This is a genomic window from Pirellulales bacterium (assembly GCA_019694455.1).
Taxonomy (GTDB): Bacteria; Planctomycetota; Planctomycetia; order Pirellulales; family JAEUIK01; genus JAIBBY01.
In genome coordinates, this window is record JAIBBY010000047.1 from 1 (window position 1) to 17,768 (window position 17,768).

Below are 17,768 nucleotides of genomic sequence, written 5' to 3' on the forward strand. Positions count from 1 at the left end.
TCGGGGCCACGTTGAGAATGGTCAACGTGTCGCTGATCGACGAGGTGTCATCGCCATCGAAGGCAGTGCCGAGCACGTTGGCGGTGGTTGTGCCGCCATTGTTCTCGTAGAACGGTCCCAGGCTCACCGTGTTGGACGTGCGAGTTGAACCCGGGGCACCGGGAATCGAACCCGCCGGCTGGCTGTCGCTCTGGGTGGGATTCGATCCACTGGCGCTGATATTGAAGTTAATCGTATCGGCGCCAGGATCGGTGGCGGTCATGCTCGCGTTAATCGACTGACCTTCGTTGATCACGTTGCTCGACAGGGACAAGGTGAGGTTCTGCGGAGCGACGTTGAGTACCGTGACCGCACGCGTGATGGGACCATTGGTGGAGTTGGCGCCATCCTGGTCGGTTGCTTGGAACGTGTTGTTGAAGACACCGTTGTTGTTGTAGGTGACGTTGACGGTGCTGGAGGTGCGTGTTGAGCCGGGCGTATTGCCAGGGGCGCCGGCGCCACCGCCATTGATGGTGAAGTTGATGTTGTCGGCGCCCGGATCGGTGGCCGTCATGTCCAAGGCAACGGTGCTACCTTCATTCACCGTGATGTTCGAGTTGTTGCCGTTCTGATTCGCGCTTGTGATCGTCGGGGCGACGTTCAGCACGGTCAACGTGCGGTTATCCGCCACACCCGAGGACGTATCGCCGCTGGGGTTACCGGTGCCGTACGAGGCGTTTTCCTGCCAGTGCCAACCCAAAGCCTGGTTGAAGCCGACATTGTAGACGCCGTTTTGGTTGTAGGTCAGCGCGCCCGAGCCAAAGGTCTGCGTGGCGCTGCCACCGCCGACATTGCCCGAGCTGGTGCTGCCTTGGTCGCTACCGGGAGCGCTATAGCCAAGGTTATTGGTGTTGAAGGTGCGAGTGGTTGTGCCCGCAAAGCCAGATTCGTTGGCAGGGCTGACATTGAATTGTGCGCTGGCCGTGATCGATTGACCTTCGTTAATCACTCCCGAGGAGAGATTAAAGAAGTTCTGACCGACGCCACCTTCGGCATCTGCCCAGGCGGTTCCCGACGTGGCGAGAGCCACTGCGAGCGCGGAAGAAAATACTGCAAACGAACGCATGCGGAAGAAGAACTTCATGTCGACCATCCCCAGGTCCTCAGGCCCACTCGTGAACATCGCGGAATGCGAAAAAGTGAATAACTAGTGCTAACTGGCATCGGTCAAGCTATCGCTGGCCGATTTCACGTGGCCATAGTAACCGGACACCTTGGGAATGCAAACCATATTTTTGAAAAAAATCTAATTTTCCATTCAGCCGTATTCCCTGATGCAGTCAGGAGTTTGGACTTTGGTAGTAACCAATTGGGGGGTGTTAGAAGAATCCCCCGCTGGCAGGAGCCTGACTCCACCCAAGTGGGTGGGCGCGATAAGTTCAATAGCGAACAGTGCTTGCGCTACTCATTTCGAGGGGGAATGAACGTTGGCGGGAGGAGGTGTCAAGAACGCTGGATGCTCCTGCCGCAGCCAGTCAACGATGGCCGAGGCCGCAATCTTGTGAGCCCGAGAATTTGGATGATGGTCGATGGGATGCACCCATAACGACCGTTCATCCATGCCTTGGAACGCATGGGCGAGATCGAGCACGGGCAAACCGGCTTCGCTGGCCACGCTAGCAACGCGGTCGTGAATCGACTGAAACGGGTAGCCGTGGCGCAATCCTTCGAGCAAGGGATAGAGCACCAGCGCGACTTCGCAATTGGGCACGCGGGAAAGATCGGCGATTTCCCGCCAAAGCTTGCGTAGATTCTCGGCGTTGTAGCTTGGTTCATAGCAGTTGCGATACCAGCGAATCGTATCGCGCTCGACCCGCGCCAGCGCCGGTCGCGAGCTAAGAAAGTCGACCAGTCGAGAATGGCGGGCGAGTCCCGCGAGCCAATCGGCGCGCTGGAGTCGTTCGGCGCGGACGTTAATCAGGTCATTGAGAAAGTTCTGTTGATCGAGCAGTGGCTGGCTGAGCGCGATATCGTTGATCAAGAAAACGACGATTGCCCGCGGGCAGTGCAGTTGACTGACGGTGTGACGCAGCAGCGAGTATTGATCTGTCGCGCCAAGGCCGGGGAGCGCGGAGTTGACGATCTGAAATTGCGGTCCTAGTTGACGCTCCATTTGGCGGAATAGGGAATTGGCGAGCGATACCCCCTCGCCAGCGGCAAAAGAGTCGCCCACGCCCGCGATGCGGAGGACGCCGGCCGGCGGGAGGGGATCGTAGACTCGATCGTCTCGGAGGCCCTGATTGGTGCGGTGAAACTCGACACACCAGGGAGTCTCGGGGAGATGAGCGAGGGGGATTTCGTGAGGAGGGAGCGACAAGGTTTGCAGTTGCCAGCCGGGCTGCGTGGTATCTGGCAAGGGGCCTAATTCGCCGGTGGGATTGGTGGGATAGCAGAAATAGGTGTCGCGCAGTTCGTTGCGATAGAGCGCGCGCTTGGTGACGAGTGGGGAGGCGGTTGTGGGGAGCAGTCGCAGGAGCACTTCCGCGCCGAGCAGGCCGAGCAATAGACCCAGAATCAGCGCAGCGCCGCGCAATCGCCAGCGGGGGTCTTGTGGCCGGTCAGAAAACGTTAGTCGCCTGGTCCGCGTTTGAGACGTCATTGCTCAGTAAAAGTCGCGCAAGTTAGCATAAAGGACAAGTGGGAATTAGCGACAAAAGTCGGAACTCGGACGGCGTTTGGAAATCTGGCGGCATGCGTCAAACGGCGGAAGCAATCTCCAGCGCGACCAATGCCCGCGGGCGGGGATGGCTAGCGGGCTTGGGAGTCGCTATCGCGCTGCTGGTGGCCGCCGTGTTTTGGCCGGTGATTGGCCATGCCATCTTAAACTACGACGATTACGGCAACATCCTCACCAATCCGTACTACGATCCGTTGACGGCTAGCAATGTCGCGCAGCTTTGGCGCGTGCCGTACTTTTACACCTACGCGCCGGTGACCTACAGCTTCTTTGCGCTGGAACGGTGGGCAGCCTTTTTACCGGAGGTCCGTCCGCCGCAGGTTCCGCTGGACGCGCGGGTGTTTCATGCCGGCAATTTGGGGCTGCACTTGGCGGGGACGATCGCGGTATGGGCGCTGCTGATCGAACTGACGGGGTGCCGCGGCGCGTCGGCCTGTGGCGCCTTGCTGTTTGCGCTGCACCCATTGCAGGTGGAGCCGGTTGCCTGGATTACGGAAACCAAGACCTTGCTGGCTGGGCTGTTTGGCGTTGTAGCGCTATGGCAATACGTGCGCTTTGCGCGCTGCCCTTCAGGCGATGCTTGGCGATGGTCCCGCTATGCGTTGGCCACGGGGTGTTTGCTGGCGGCGCTACTCGCCAAGCCCTCGGCCGCGGCGATTCCGCTGATGGCGTTGGTGTTGGATCGCGGTTGGTTAGAGTGCGATTGGCGATTGATTGCAAAATCGCTGACGCCATGGATGGCGCTGGCCGCCGTGATCGCCTTGCTGACCAAGGGGCAACAGTCCGGCGAATCGCTGGAGTTTGCTGCGCCAATCTGGGCGCGTCCGCTGGTGGCGGCGGACGCATTGGCATTTTATCTAGAGAAGTTCTGGGCGCCTTGTTCCTTGGCAACCGATTACGGTCGGACGCCGCGGTTAGCGCTTGAGCAGGGATATGTGTGGTGGACGTGGCTGGCGCCGGCCGTGGTCGCGGCGGCTGCGTGGTGGCTGCCGATTGGCCGACAGTACCGAGTAGCGCTTGTGTTAGCGCTAGTGGCCTTGGCGCCGGTCTTGGGGCTGATCCCGTTTGGGTATCAAGACACTTCGACCGTGGCCGATCGGTATATGCATCTGGCTTTGATCGGCCCGGCGCTCGGGCTGGCGTGGTTTCTGTCGCGGCATCGGTCGCCAGTCTGGTGGTCGCTCGCCGCGATTTGGCTTGTTGGACTGGCGGTACTGTCGCACCGTCAAACAGCGGTTTGGCGCGACAGCGAAACCTTAGCCCGAGCGGGTTTGGCAGTGAACGCCGACAGTATGATGTTGCGTCATATTCTGGCCGGGGAATTGGAGAACCAGGGGCGCGCGGCCGAGGCCGTGCCGCTGTATGAGCAGGCCGCTCGGCTTTATCCACGATCGTCACGAGCGCAACTGCGATTGGGTCAGTCGCTGGCCGCCACTGGCCAGAGCGAGGCGGGGTTGGCTCTCATTCGCAAGTCGGTGGAATTGGCGCCGCATTCTCCGGCGGCGCAGCGCGCGCTGGCCGCGGCGCTGGTGGAGCGTGGCCAGGTGGCCGATGCGATTCGCTATTACGAACAGGCGGTGGCTCGCGACCCTGGCGGGTGGCGCGCTCAACTGGCGCTGGGAGATTTATTGGCGCGAAGTGGGCGGACAGCCGAAGCGATCCGCCACTACCGAGGGGCGCTGGAATGGCAGCATGAATACGAGCCGACCTGGAGCGCTTTGGCGCGCGCCTTAACGCAGGCGGGGGATTCTACTGGCGCCGAGCAGGCGTATCGCGAGGCAATTCGTATCCGTCCCGAGTGGCCAATCGCCTATGTCGGGCTGGGCACGCTTTATTTGCAGAAGGGGCGCGCGCGGGACGCCTTGGCGCCGCTAGCGCGCGCGGTGGAACTCGACACGCAGCTATTGCCAGCGCGGCAGAACCTGGCGACCGCGTTGGCGGCGGTGGGGCGCGATCAGGAGGCGATTCACGAATTGGAGATTGTGGCGACGTCGGCGCCAGACGATGCGAATGTGCGCTATAGTCTTGGCAATTTGTTTGCGCGCCAGCGGCAATGGGGTCGTGCCGCGGATCAATTGCGGCAAGCTGTGGCGAAGCAACCCAATTGGATTGACGCCCGGCTGGCGCTGGCGAACGTGCTAGCGCAAGACGGCGCGGTTGCCAATGCGTTGAAGGAATATCAAGAGGCGGTGCGGCTTGCGCCGCAGCGGAGCGACGCACATGGCGCTTTGGGGGAATTACTGGCGCGCGCGGGTGATCGGGAGCTGGCCATCCAACATCTCAAGACGGCTTTGTCGATTGATCCCAACAACCGGCCTGCGCGGGCGGCGCTCGATCGACTAGCGGCGAAGCCGCCCGGGAACGAATCGTGAGTAGCAACCGACAAGCTGAGCGTAGGGAAATGGACGCCGGTCGCGATTCGTCGCGGACCGAGCTTGTCGTACGCTGCTTGTCGGCGGCGGGAGTGCTTTATTGTTTCGCGCTGGCAACGCCTCTGGTGCTTGCGCTACGCGGCCCGGTGGACCGACCTTCCGCTTCCCGACCAAGCGCCAAGGTGGCTGCGGTTTCGCCGCCCGCACTGGCGCCGGGAGAGAATCGCTCATTCATCGGGCCCGCGGGATGCAAGGAATGTCACGCGGACAAGTACGAGGGATTCATTGAAACCGGTCACGCGCGCAGTTTTTGCCTACCGACGCCCGAGAGCGTGCTTGGCGATTTTTCGCCGGGGCACAATCAGTTAAGGACCGGCCGAGACGAGTTGTGGTACGAAATGACGCGCGAGGGAGATCGCTTCGCGCAAACGTCGCACACCGTAGGTCCCCAAGGGCCGGCGCATTTCTCGCGACAGATCGACCTGGTGATGGGCTCGGGAAAAAACGCGCAGGCGGCCATGTACTGGCAAGGAGATCAGTTGTTTCAGATGCCGGTGGTGTATTTCACTCCGCTCGGCGGATGGGCGAACGCGCCAGGTTTTTCGAATCGATTCGCGATGTGGGATCGCCCCATGGGGCCGCGTTGTTTGGAGTGCCACTCGACGTATTTTGAGCATGTGGCCGGCAGCGAGAACCGTTATCGTCAAGACAATTTTTTGTTGGGGATCTCTTGCGAGCGCTGCCATGGCCGGGGGAGCGAACACGCCGAGTTCCATCGATTGCATCCCGAGGCGGCAGGCGGTCGCGCGATAGTGAACCCCAGCGCGCTACTGCGCGCGCGGCAACTGGAGATGTGCGGACTATGCCACGGCTCGGTGGGGACGCCGGTGCAGCCGCCGTTCAGCTATCGGGTCGGGGAACTGCTGGAGCAGTATTTGAAGCCCGACGATCCAGCGGAAACGAGCGCTTTTGTGCATAGCGTGAACCAAGTGCAGCGGCTGAGCCAATCGCGCTGCTTTGCTGGCGACGACACAATGACCTGCACGACGTGCCACGATCCGCATCGGCACGAGCGGGGCGATGTGGCGATGTTCTCGGCCAAATGTCTGACCTGCCACCAGATGGATGACTGCGGCAAGTTCAGCGAGGTCGGCGAGAATTTGCGCACTAACTGCATCGACTGTCACATGCCGATGCGGGACGATGAGAGCTTGCCTTTCAATACCATTCGGGGGCACAAACTGAAATTGATTCGGCTGCGCGATCACCGAATCGGCGTTTATCCCGACGATACGACGCAAATGCTAAAAGAGTGGTTTCGCGAGTTGCCGAATGATCCAAAATCACAACAGCGGGAACTAGACAGCCGGATGGCCGATGCCGCCCAGTTGCGCCGGGCGAACCTATTGGTGGCACAAGACCAATTGGCGGCGGCGGCACAAGGGGCCCAGGCATTGACGGCTGATCCAATCTACGGCGCGGCGGCGTATGAGCTGTTGGGACGCATCGCACGGCTTCAGAATGACGACGCCGGCTCGCGGGCACTGTATCAGAAGGCGGTTGCCGCCGATCCAGAGCGCGAGAGCGCGCTCGATGGATTGGCGAGATCTCACTTGCTGCTGGGCGACGACGCGTTGGCCGCTGCGCATTGGCAAGCACTACTCAAATTGAACGATCGTTCGCTTGCCGCTCGCGCAGGCTTAGCGTGGCTATGGTCGACATCGCCAGAGGCGGAGTTTCGCAGCGGAGCGCGGGCGGTGGCGATGATTGAAAGCGCTTGTTTGTCCTCCCCCACGCCGGACATCGACGCGCTGGACGCTTTGGCGGCGGCGTATGCGGAGTGTGGGCGTTTCAAGGACGCATTGCGAGTGGCGGAACAGGCCATTGTGGCCGCGCGAACGGCACGCGACGACGCGCGCGGCGATGGGGCCGAGGCGCGCTACGAGCTGTATTTGAAGTCGCAGCCATTTCGTCGGCCACGGATGAACATTCAGGGGCGACAACCATGAGCCGGGCCGCCAAATTACGGCGCGACCGTCCCCCAGTCGCCGCGAAATCGGCGAGCGCCGCGCGGCAGCACCTCCGCCCAGTTGCTTTGCCAAAATGGCTCGTGGGTTGGCGCGCGTGGCTGGCGGCGCTGGTGCTGGTGACTGCGATCATTGCGGTGTGGCGGCGCGAGATCATCGATTCGCCACCGTATTGGGACTCGGCGATGGGGTTGTTTTTGGAAGCCGATTTTCTGGCGCGGACCGGCTTCGATTACGCGCAACTGACGTCGCAAGAAGGGAGATTCATCGAAGGGGGAGCGGCAATTTACATTGTCAGCGTGATGCCGTCGCTATTGGCTTGCGCGATGCGCAGCCTGCCGAGCGTCGAAGCGGTGCTGGTGGCGGGACATCTATTTAGTTTTGCGACGGCAGCGGCGCTGGGGTTGGTTATCTTTGCGATTCTGTATCGCAGGGTTGGGAATTGGGCCGCGGGGCTCGTGGCCGCGGCGGTGCTGACGACGCCGCTCTTCGCGACGCAGATCGACATGATCGGCATGGACTTGCCGATGACCTTGATGGCGACTTTGGCGTTGTGGTGCGTGGCGCGTGATTGGTATTTCGGGGCGGCCTGCATGTCGCTGGCCGCATTCTTCGTCAAGCTGAGCGGCGGCGTCAGCACGGCGGCCTTGGTGACTTTTTTGGCATTACTTTCGGTGGCCAGCCTCAATGGCGGCGCCTGCCGCGCGCGACGGTGGTGGGTCGGCTTTGGGATGGCGCTGTTCTGCTTGGCGATTGAGTTGTCGGTCGCGCAGTGGATGTCGCTATTACCCAAGAGCAGCGTCGAACAGCGCGAGGCCAACACCGCGGAAGGGATCGTATCGCTGCTCGACGCGCGTTATTGGTGCCCTGACTTGGCGCTGATTTTCTTGGTGTCGCTAGCGCTCAGTCTGGTTTTGCTTGGGGCCCGGTTGCTTGGCGATTGGAAGGGGCTGCCGCGACCGAGGCGAGTGGGGGGCGCGCTGGCTATCGCGCGCGAAGCGCTTTGGGATCAGCGGGTGGAGTTGTACTGTTGGACGGCGGTGATTGGCCTGCTGTTGGTGCTGTCGCGGATTTACACCATTCCGCGTTATCTGACGATGCCGCTGGTTTATGTTTGGATCGTGCTGGCCGTATCGCTTTTTCAGCGACTCAAGGCAGGGGGCTGGGGGCTGGGCTTGGTGGCGCTAGTGATTGCGTTCAATCTGGCGAACGCCTCGGGTAGATTTTTGCCGGCGCTGCCGAGCGAGGACGTTTTTCAATCACGGACCGGCGCGTTCTTGGAGCGGAGTCGCGAGTACCTGGCGGATCACCGTGAGAACCTGGCGCTGGTGAAGGCATTGGAACACGAGGCGCGCGACCGCGCGATCGTAACCGCAGCCCCGTTTGTGCACTTTCTTTCCAAACCAGCCCTGGGCTATGTGAAGTCTCCGCTTCACGGCTATTCGGTCAATACGTACACGACGGAAACCTTTCCGGCGGTGTCAACGCTGCGCGACGCGCCTGCCGAGCGGTTGGTGTTTGTGTGGGCAACGAATCGATTTGTGCCGCTGGCGCTGTGCGCCATGCCCGAGCCTCAAGCGGGAGATCGCATCATCTATAAAGCAGGCGCGCCGGTCTCGCTGGTGGCGTTTGAACGGGGCGACGACGATCCGCGGATATCGCCGCTGGAGCGGAAGGAACGCTATCTGGCCTTGCTGTTTCCGGGGGACTCCTCGAAGGGGAAAGCGGAGCGGTTGGAGGAAGCGGGCGACCTGGCTGGCGCCATCGCGGCCTATCGAGAGGCGCTGTCGGCGGAACCGTTGCGGCTGGGCGCGCGCTATCGATTGGCGGCGCTGCTGGCCCGCGTGGGGGACGATGCCGCGGCGCTGGCGGAATATCGCTTTCTCTTGGAGAACACCTCCAATGACGTGAGCATCTATCTGGTGATGATTGAATTGATGGCGCGACAGGGGCAGGTTGCCGAGGGGGTGGAATTGATGCAATCTGCGGTGGATCGGTTTCCGCGCGACGTCCGATTTTGGGTTTGGCTGGGCCGCTTGTATGGAGTCGAGGGGCATTGGTTCCAAGCCGAGAACGCATTTCTAAATGCGGTGGAGCTCGATAGAGCCGGTACGGACGCTTTCTATGGGCTCGGCGGCGCTTATCGGAAACTGGATCGACTTGTGGACGCCAAGAACGCCTGGGAGCGCGCGCTGGCGATCGATCCGCGTCATGTTGGCGCCACATTGGCATTGGCGGAGCTTTTGCTCGACACGGGGGACGAATCGGGGGCGGTGGACCGCTTGCGTGGCAGCGTGGCAGCCGGTTCGACGAGCGACACACTACAGAATCTGCTGGCGTGGCTCTTGGCCACCAGCCCTGACGACAAAGTGCGCGATGGCGAGGAGGCAGTGCGGTTGGCCGAGGGAATCTGCGCCAAGTACCCGGATCGCGCCAGCTATCTCGACACGCTGGCCGCCGCCTATGCGGCGGCTGGGCGATTTGAGGAGGCCGTGGGCGCCAGCGATCGAGCGCTGGCGGCCGCCATGTCGGCGGGGGACATGGAACTGCCGCAAGCGATCAAGCAGCGGCGCCAGGAATATGAAGGTCGTCGCGCGTATCGACGCCCGCTCCATAAATAGACGACGCGGCGAGCCGCCGAACGATGACGGGCGGCGCTGGTTGCAAGCGGAGCAGCAGGCAAAATCGTCGTAATTGGACGGAACTACTGCCATATTGCTGGCCTATTAGCGGGGTGGCTGCGGCTTGACACTTGGGGGGGGCTGTCCATAATCGAACCTTAGTCCCCCCAATCGAGTAACTTGTCCGGCTTACTGACCATTCGCGTCAGGCGTCTTTCCGGGCGCGATTTGGTTCTCGCAGGAGTTGAAACTACCGCAGCAGGGCGGCTAGCGGTTTGGGCAGTTGATCGGCCAGTTCTACCGCGTTCGTCCCTGCCATTGGGTTCGCGCTGAGGATGCGGATTTGCCGCGGCGCGATCTAGAGTGGGCCGCCGAAGACGCTGCATTTGGCGTGTCGGCGGCATGTGGGCGAAAGCGTTTCATTCATTGTGGCGAACGAATTGAGCGTAGGGCCGCACACACGCGGCGCTACCCACGGGGACGGAGTCCAGACGGAAAGCACCTATGCAGTCGCGTTGGAAATGGCTCGTTGGACTGCCGATCTTGGCGATCCTCTTTTTCTGGTCGTATTGGCCAGCGCTGGAGCGGATGGTGCAAGCGTGGATCCGCGAGGCAGATTATTCGCACGGCTTCTTGGTGGTTCCCTTCGCCGGGTATCTGTTGTGGGCGCGGCGCGAGACGTTTCCGGGCATTGAGCCGGGGCTCTCCTGGGGGGGCCTGGGGCTGATCGCGCTGGCGTCGTTGGCGCGACCGCTGGCGGCCTGGTTTTATCTGGAGCCGTTGGACGGCTACACCATACCGGTGTGGCTGGCGGGCGTGTGCTGGTTCTTTTTGGGCAGGCAGTGCCTGGCGTGGTGTTTGCCGGCATTGTGCTTTCTGGCGTTCATGGTGCCGTTGCCGTGGCGGATTGAGCACGCGCTGAGTCTGCCGCTGCAGGGCGTTGCCACGTTTGGAAGTTGCTTTTTGTTGCAGTGTCTTGGGCTGCCGGCCGTTGCGGTGGGAAACACACTGCTCTTGGGCGACATACCGCTGGAGGTCGAGCAGGCTTGTAGCGGCCTGCGATTGTTTGTGGGGTTCTTCGCGGTGTCGTTCGCCTATGTGCTGTTGACCGAACGCCCGTGGTGGCAGACGTTCGCGATCATTGCGGCGGCGGCGCCGATCGCGATTGTATCGAATGTGCTGCGCATTACGGCCACGGGCTTGTTGTATCGCTACATCGGGGGATCGGCGGCGCGTCACTTTTCGCATGACGCCGCCGGGTGGGTGATGATCCTCCTTGCGACGGGGCTGTTGAGCCTACTACTATGGTACCTGAACCGGTTGGTGATCGAGGTCCGACCGGTGGCGACCCTCTCCTCTTTTTCCGCGCCGAGCGTTCAACAATAAATCGGCGCATCGCGTCTGGTTCTCTTCCCAATCTCAGGCCAGTCTGCTTCCGCTATGACACAACTCCCGCCGACACTGACCGACGATTACCAACCGCAGCCTCGCGTGGGCCTGCAATTGATACTGCGAGCCGCGCGCAATTGGTGGCTATGGTGCCTGCTGGCGGGCATTCCGCTGGCGCTAGCCGGGACGATTGCCGTGTGGCTGTTGTTCGAGCCGGTGTATCGGGCCATATCGTGGCTGCGCATTGAGGATCGTCAACATGTGGCGTTTCCGGGGCCGGAAGACACGCGGCGATTTGTGCAAACGCAGAAGCAATTGATCCGCAGTCCGATCGTGCTGAACTCGGTGATCAGCAATCCCGAGATCGCGCGGCTGCCCGACCTGCTGGAAGAAGAAGATCCGCTGGAGTGGCTGAGCCATCAATTGGTGGTGGACTCGGTGGGCGAGTCGGACATTTTTCAGATCCGCTTCGACTCATCGACGCCCGAGGGATCGAAGAAGATCGTCGACACGGTGCTCAATTCTTATTTGAAGACGCGGCACAGCGACGTGGACGAGCGATCGTTCAACTTGATTGAAGTGCTCGAGTCTGATTTGGAATCGCGCGAGAAGGACCTGGGCGCGCTACGCGATCGGGTGCGTGAATTGACCAAGCAGACGGCGGCCTCGGGGGGGGCGGTGACCCTGGCGCCAGAACACAAAAACGCCACGGAGACGGCAGCGCGGTCGGCGTATCTGGAACTAGACCGGGAACTGCGTCAGGCCGAGATCGATTTGTTGATGGAAGAGGCGCAGCACAAGGCAATTGAAGATCAAAAGCCGACGACGACGTTCTCTGAAACAATGATCGATCAGGCGGTGGAGCAGCATCCGCAAGTTCAACACCTGCTCGCGGAACTACAGGACGAAGAGGCGGGACTCAATAAGCGGAAGGCTGTGACGAATGATCGCCGCGTACTGAACATCCTCAGCAGCAAAATCGCGCGACTGGAATCGGAATTGAAGAAGGCCCGCGAGGAAGCTCGGCCCGAGGTAGTCGAAATCCTGCAAGACGCGGCGCGGCAAGAGCACGCGGCGCAAATGGACGAATTGCAGACGCGGATCGAGAACCACCGATTGTTGGTCGCCACACTCGAAGCGCGGATCAACGAAGAAAAATCGAAGCTGGCCGACACGGGAAGCGAGAATCTGGATTTGGAATTCGCGCGCGAGAAACTCAACCGGGCGGAAGACATTCACAGCATGATTTCGGACCGTGTCGAGCGATTGCGCACCGAAATGAACGCGCCGGAACGGGTGACGTTGTTGAGTCCGGCCACGTTGCCGCGCAAGCCGGTTGAGGAGATTCCATACAAGCAACTCATCGCGGCGTGTTTGGCCGGGTTGTTGGCGCCGTTCGTATTGGCCGTGTTGTGGGAGATGCGAATCCGCCGGATTGCCGATCCGGAGCAGATTCCGCAAGAAACCCACCTGCCGGTGCTGGGCGAGGTGACCATGTTGCCGGTCAGCGCCGTCAATGGCAAGAAGAAACTGACTCACCAGTTCAATTTGGATCGCGACACTTTTGAGGAGAGCATCGACTATTTGCGGACCAACCTGCTGCTGACGCATGCGATCGACACCGTGCAGGTGATCGCCATCGCCAGCGCCAACAGCAACGAGGGCAAATCGAATTTGGCGGCGCACCTGGCGGCGAGCCTGGCGCGTTCGTGTCACGAGCCAGTGCTGTTGATCGACGCCGACTTGCGCGATCCCGATGCGCACCATATCTTTGGCATCGGCGCCGCGCCAGGTCTGGTGGATGTGCTGGATGGCCGTGCCGCCGCCGAGCAGGCGGTTGTTTCGATGCCGCCCGGGGCGCCGTGCATTCTGCCGGCTGGCCGTTTGAACAAGAGCCCGCATGTGCTGTTGAGCGAAGGGCGCTTTCACGCGCTATTGGAAAAGTTGCGTCCGCGCTATCGGCATATCGTGATCGACATGCCACCGGTGTTGCCCGCGGGCGATGCGTTGCTGCTGGCCAGCGCGGCCGATGGAACGTTGTTTTGCACGATGCGTGATCGCAGTCGCGGGCCGCAAGTGCGGCTGGCCTGCGAGCGGTTGACGCGCGCCGGCGCGCGGTTGCTGGGGGCGGTGCTGAGCGGTGTGCCGCGGCAGACGTATGTCAATCGCTATGGCAGCTATCACTACACCTACACCGGCGGCAGCGTCGCTCCGCCGGATGAAGCGGTGATGTCGAACGGCGCTTAAGCCGGCGCTGATGCACGCATTTTTCGCCAACCGACGCCGAACGTTGAACTTGAGGAGAAACGTCGCCGGTGATTGAGCCCGCGTCGCCAGTTGCTTCTGTTTTTCCGCCGGCGGACCATCGTCCCGCCGATGCGCCAATCCGGGTAATCAACTATCGGCTGCTGCTGGTCACGGCGCTGGTGTTGGTGGTGTTGACGCCGGCCGCGTATTTTTGGCGCGGTTATCAGGTCCAGCGCAACTCGAGCGCGTTGCTGGCGCGGGCGCTGGCGGCGCGCGAGCGAAAACAATGGCCGCGCGCGATTGAGTGTTATCAGCGTTATTTGCAACTGCGCCCGCATGATCTCGATGCGCGCGCGGAGTATGCGAAGACAATCGATCAAGGTGCGCGCAACTCGGCCGACAAGCGGAATGCCTGGCGCCGGTATGCCCAGGTGATTGGCCTGGCGCCGGAGCGGATGGACCTACAGGCGCGTTACGCGCAGTTGTCGCTGGAATTGGGGGCGTTTGCGATCGCGGAATCGGCGGCGCAACGGGTGCTAGGAGTGGATTCCAAGAACGCGACCGCGCTCAAAGTGCTTGCGTCGAGTCAATACTATTTGGCGCAGTCGACCGGTCGGAGCGATCGGCTGGCGAGCATCGTGCCATTGTTCGAGTCAGCCTTGGCTCGGCAGCCGGAAGATGTGGAGTTGACGCTGCAATTGGCGGATGTCCTGCGACAAATGAAGGAGGCGGAGCGCGCCGACGCGCTAGTCGATCGCGTGGTGCAGGCATCGGGCGAATCGGTGGAGGCGCTGATGGCGCGCTACCACTATCGCCGCCAACATCACCTAGGGACGGCCGACTCGGATCTGGATCAAGCGTTGGCCAAGGCGCCTCAGGACGCCAAGGTGCTGCTAACGGCCGCCGATCGAGCGCTGCGCGCGGCGCGACTCGACGAGGCGCGCCGTTACAGCGATGAAGCCATCGCGGCAGCGCCGACTCAGGTGGAGAATTATTTGGCCGCCGGTCGGATTCGACTGGCGCAGGGACAACGCGACGAGGCGGTGGAGATTTGGCAGCGCGGCCTCAAGAAAGTTGGCGCGGACAACGTTTTTTTAAATCTGGAAGCGTCGCGCGTGCTTTTGGCAACGCATAAGCTGGATGACGCGGAACGACATCTGGGAGCGACAGAGCGCGCCTTGCGCGACTTGTCGCTGCAATTGCCGGAACAGCAGCGTGGCCGATTGACGCAACTGCAAGGCACGGTCGCCTATTTGTGGGGTGTGCTGGAAGCGGAGCAAGGCGACTTTCACCGCGCTGTGCCGCACTTGGAGCGCGCCTTGGTGGTGTTTCAGCCCACGCAGCGCGTGGGGGCGGAGATGATGCCGCGCTATCAAGCGCTGATGAAGTTGGGCGAGTGCTACGCCCATCTGGAAGAGTGGGATTTGGCGGCCGGAGTCTTTCAAGAGGCCGCGTCGCTCCAGCCCGACTCGGTGCAGGCGGCGCTGGCGGCTGGCGACATGTGGCAGCGGGCCGGTCGGTTTGACCTGGCCAGCGAACAGTACGACAAGGTCTTGCATCAGAAGGCGGCTTCGCCCGAGGACTGGGCGGTGTGGGCTTATAACAAACTGCGGCACGAGCTTTCGCTACCCGCCGAAGAGCGTAGCTTGCCCGAATGCGAGTCGGTGCTGTCGAAGGCGAAGGAGCAGGCGCCCGATTCGGTCCGCCTGGCGTTGTTGGAGGCGGAGTTTCGCGCGCTGCAAGAACGACATGAAGACGCCTTGGCGATTTGCGAAAAGCTTCGCGACGCGCATCCCGAATCGGTCGATCTGTGGCGGTTTTTGACGCTGGCCTACCAGCAATGGGGCTATCCGGCCAAGGCGCTGCAAGCGGTGGAGTCGCTCAAGAAGTTGTCGACTGTCAGCCGAGGAGACCAGACGCTCTTGGAGGCGGAGCTATTGTCGCTGCGCAAGGAATATGGCGCGGCGGAAAAGCTGCTACGCGAGGCGCTACCGGCATTTGAGGAAGGGGAGCGCAAACGCGGCAACTTGCGGCTGGCGACGGTGCTATTGGAGCAAGGCAAGCGGCGTGAAGCCATCGAGCTGCTCGAGCGATTGACGAATGAGTCGCCAGGCGACGTGGAATTGCAACGGCGCTTGGCCGAACTGGCTTGGGAGGCTGGCGACACCAAGTTATTGGGTCGCAGCGCAGCGCAACTCGAAAAACTGGAAGGCGCCAACGGCACCTGGTGGCGATTCTATCGCGCCGAGCAGTTGTTGGGCGAAGCGACGAGCGCCAGCTCGCCGGCCGGGCGTGAGGCCGCGCGCCTGACAGCCGACGTATCGACGCGCCGTCCGCGCTGGTCGCGGGCGGCAGTGCTGCGCGGCGATGTGGCCCGACTCGAGGGAAGAAACACGGAAGCGCTCGAGCAATACGCGCAGGCAGCGCAGTTGGGCGATCAGAGCCTGAAGGTCTTGGAGCGGCTGGTGACGGCGCTCTATGCGGAGAATCGCTTCGAGGAGGCGCAGCAACATTTGGCGTCGTTTGACGACCCCACGCTGCAATCGCCGGAATTGTCGGTATTGGCGATCTCGCTGTCGATGCGGCAGGGAGAGACGAGCCAGGCGATCGCCTTGGCGCGCGAGGCCGCGGCCCGTTGGCCGGACGATGCGATGCAACAGATCTGGCTGGGCCAGGTGCTGGCGCTGGCCAAGCAAAACGACGAGGCGACCGCGGCGTTTCGCGCCGCAATTGATCGCGCGCCGCAAGACCCCAGAACCTGGGGCGCGATGTTGAATTACCTGCTGCGCGACGAAAAGCCCGACGCCGCGCGGGAACTATTGGCCGAAGCGGCGCGGAGCGAAAAGTTGCCGCGCGGCGAGCGCGAGTTGTTGTTGGCACAGGGAAATCAGCAACTTGGCAACCAGCAGGAGGCCGCCACACATTTTGCCTTGGCGGCGCAGGCGGCGCCCGGCCGCGCGAGCATCCAGTTGTTGGCGGCGGATTACTTTTTGCAGCGCGACGGCGCGCGGGCGGAACAGTATTTGCGCGCCGCGATGCGAGGTGATGCGAGCGACAGTCGGCCGCGCATGCGGCTGGCGCGGCTGCTGTTTCAGCGCGGCGGCGAACAAGCCTGGAACGAGGCGATGCAATTGGTCAGCGGCGTGGACGCCACGGCCGACGAGCGCCGCTTGCAGGTGGCTTTGTATCTGTCGCGAGAAGGCAAGGACCATCGGCAAAATGCGATACGAATTCTGGATCAACTGACTCGTGACGGGTCGGCGACGGCCGCGGATCGGCTGACACTGGGACGGCTTTACGAGCAGGATGGCCGGCTGGAGAAAGCTCGCGAACAGTTGCTGGCGGCCGCCTCGCCAGAGACCGCGGACCCGGCGGCCGTGGCCGGCTTTGTCGATCTGGCATTGCGGCAGAACCAGGCGGATACGGCGACGCCGTATTTGGAACGATTGCAGGAGAAAGATCCCAACAGTATCCGCACACTAGCGCTACGAGCAAAATGGCTCGCGCAGAAGGGGCGCGCCGGCGAGATTGTCAGCACCATTGGGCCGGTGGTTGATCGCCAAGTCGCCGCAGCGGAGACCGCGGAGGCGAAGGCGCGTTTATTGAACGATCTGGGCATGGTTTACTCGCAGTCGGGATTGCAAGCCGACGCGGAGCGCGTGTTGCGGCAGGGGCGGGAAGCGTCGCCCGAACTGTACGAACCGTTGGCGATGTGGTTGGCGAGCGTTGGCCGTGTGGGGGAGGCCGTCGATCTGATCTTGGAAGAGGTGGATTTGTCGAATGCCGACGAGTTGCGCGCTGGCGCGTTGTTCGCCGCGAATCTGCTGGCTTCACAACAGCCGACGAAGGAAGTGAGCGAGCGAATCGAGCCGCTATTGGAACGAGCGCTGCGCGTTCATGCCAACGAGGTTGATCTGCTGTACGCGATCGCGAACTTGCGCTATTTGCAGCAGCGCGAGGCGGATGCCGCAGCGCTGTACCGGCGCGTGGTGCAGTTGGCGCCGTCGCACGCGTTGGCCCTCAACAATCTAGGCATGGTGCTGGCGACCGACGAATCGCGTCGAGCGGAGGCGCGAGAATTGGTGAGCCAGGCCATCAATCTGGCGGGGCGCGAACCGCAGTTTTTGGATTCGCTCGGCATGATCCTGTTGTACGACGGCAAAGAGACTGAAGCAGTGGAGGTGCTGCGCGAAGCGGCCAGCGGCGCGAAGAATGATCCGCGCTTGTTGCTGCATTTGGCCGCGGCGTATCAGCGATCGAAGTCGACTCGTGAAGCGCGCGACACGCTGGCGGCGGCCATGGAGAACAAGTTGGCCGAGGCGCCGCTCTCGCCCAGCGAGGCGAAGCTGCTGGACGAACTACGGCAAGGGCTCAACCAATAGGGACGATGCGCAAT

At 62.0% G+C, this 17,768-nt stretch carries 8 protein-coding genes; 6 read left to right on the forward strand and 2 right to left on the reverse strand.

The genetic code is table 11. The features are described 5' to 3' along the window. Both K1X71_16515 and K1X71_16520 read right to left on the reverse strand, forming a co-directional pair. A partial coding sequence (locus K1X71_16515) for a hypothetical protein (GenBank protein ID MBX7074746.1) occupies positions 1-1,132 on the reverse strand: 1,132 nt, incomplete at its 3' end. 312 nt (positions 1,133-1,444) lie between these two features. Continuing rightward, complete coding sequence (locus K1X71_16520; protein ID MBX7074747.1) at positions 1,445-2,638, reverse strand: SGNH/GDSL hydrolase family protein; 1,194 nt, start codon at positions 2,636-2,638, stop codon at positions 1,445-1,447. A gap of 92 nt (positions 2,639-2,730) precedes the next feature. Between K1X71_16520 and K1X71_16525 the strand changes: the two genes are divergently transcribed. The 6 genes from K1X71_16525 (at position 2,731) to K1X71_16550 (ending at position 17,754) form a co-directional block, all read left to right on the forward strand. Beyond that, entirely contained in the window at positions 2,731-5,088 is a 2,358-nt protein-coding gene (locus tag K1X71_16525) for a tetratricopeptide repeat protein (protein MBX7074748.1), read from the forward strand. A 29-nt stretch (positions 5,089-5,117) separates the two neighbouring features. Beyond that, complete coding sequence (locus K1X71_16530) at positions 5,118-7,097, forward strand: hypothetical protein (protein ID MBX7074749.1); 1,980 nt, start codon at positions 5,118-5,120, stop codon at positions 7,095-7,097. A gap of 86 nt (positions 7,098-7,183) precedes the next feature. Beyond that, on the forward strand, positions 7,184-9,736 hold the full coding sequence (locus K1X71_16535; GenBank protein MBX7074750.1) for a tetratricopeptide repeat protein: 2,553 nt from the start codon (positions 7,184-7,186) through the stop codon (positions 9,734-9,736). Between the two features lie 504 nt (positions 9,737-10,240). Continuing rightward, entirely contained in the window at positions 10,241-11,122 is an 882-nt protein-coding gene (locus tag K1X71_16540) for an exosortase/archaeosortase family protein (protein ID MBX7074751.1), read from the forward strand. 54 nt (positions 11,123-11,176) lie between these two features. After that, positions 11,177-13,372 (forward strand): polysaccharide biosynthesis tyrosine autokinase, encoded by a 2,196-nt coding sequence (locus tag K1X71_16545; GenBank protein MBX7074752.1) that lies wholly within the window; start codon positions 11,177-11,179, stop codon positions 13,370-13,372. 68 nt (positions 13,373-13,440) lie between these two features. Continuing rightward, positions 13,441-17,754, forward strand: coding sequence for a tetratricopeptide repeat protein (locus tag K1X71_16550; GenBank protein MBX7074753.1), 4,314 nt, complete (start codon positions 13,441-13,443; stop codon positions 17,752-17,754). Positions 17,755-17,768: the final 14 nt, after the last annotated feature.

Coding starts and splice junctions, on each gene's coding strand:
- K1X71_16545 (MBX7074752.1), top strand. CDS start 11,177: ATGACACAACTCCCGCCGACACTGACCGACGATTACCAACCGCAGCCT.
- K1X71_16530 (MBX7074749.1), top strand. CDS start 5,118: ATGGACGCCGGTCGCGATTCGTCGCGGACCGAGCTTGTCGTACGCTGC.
- K1X71_16540 (MBX7074751.1), top strand. CDS start 10,241: ATGCAGTCGCGTTGGAAATGGCTCGTTGGACTGCCGATCTTGGCGATC.
- K1X71_16525 (MBX7074748.1), top strand. CDS start 2,731: ATGCGTCAAACGGCGGAAGCAATCTCCAGCGCGACCAATGCCCGCGGG.
- K1X71_16520 (MBX7074747.1), bottom strand. CDS start 2,638: ATGACGTCTCAAACGCGGACCAGGCGACTAACGTTTTCTGACCGGCCA.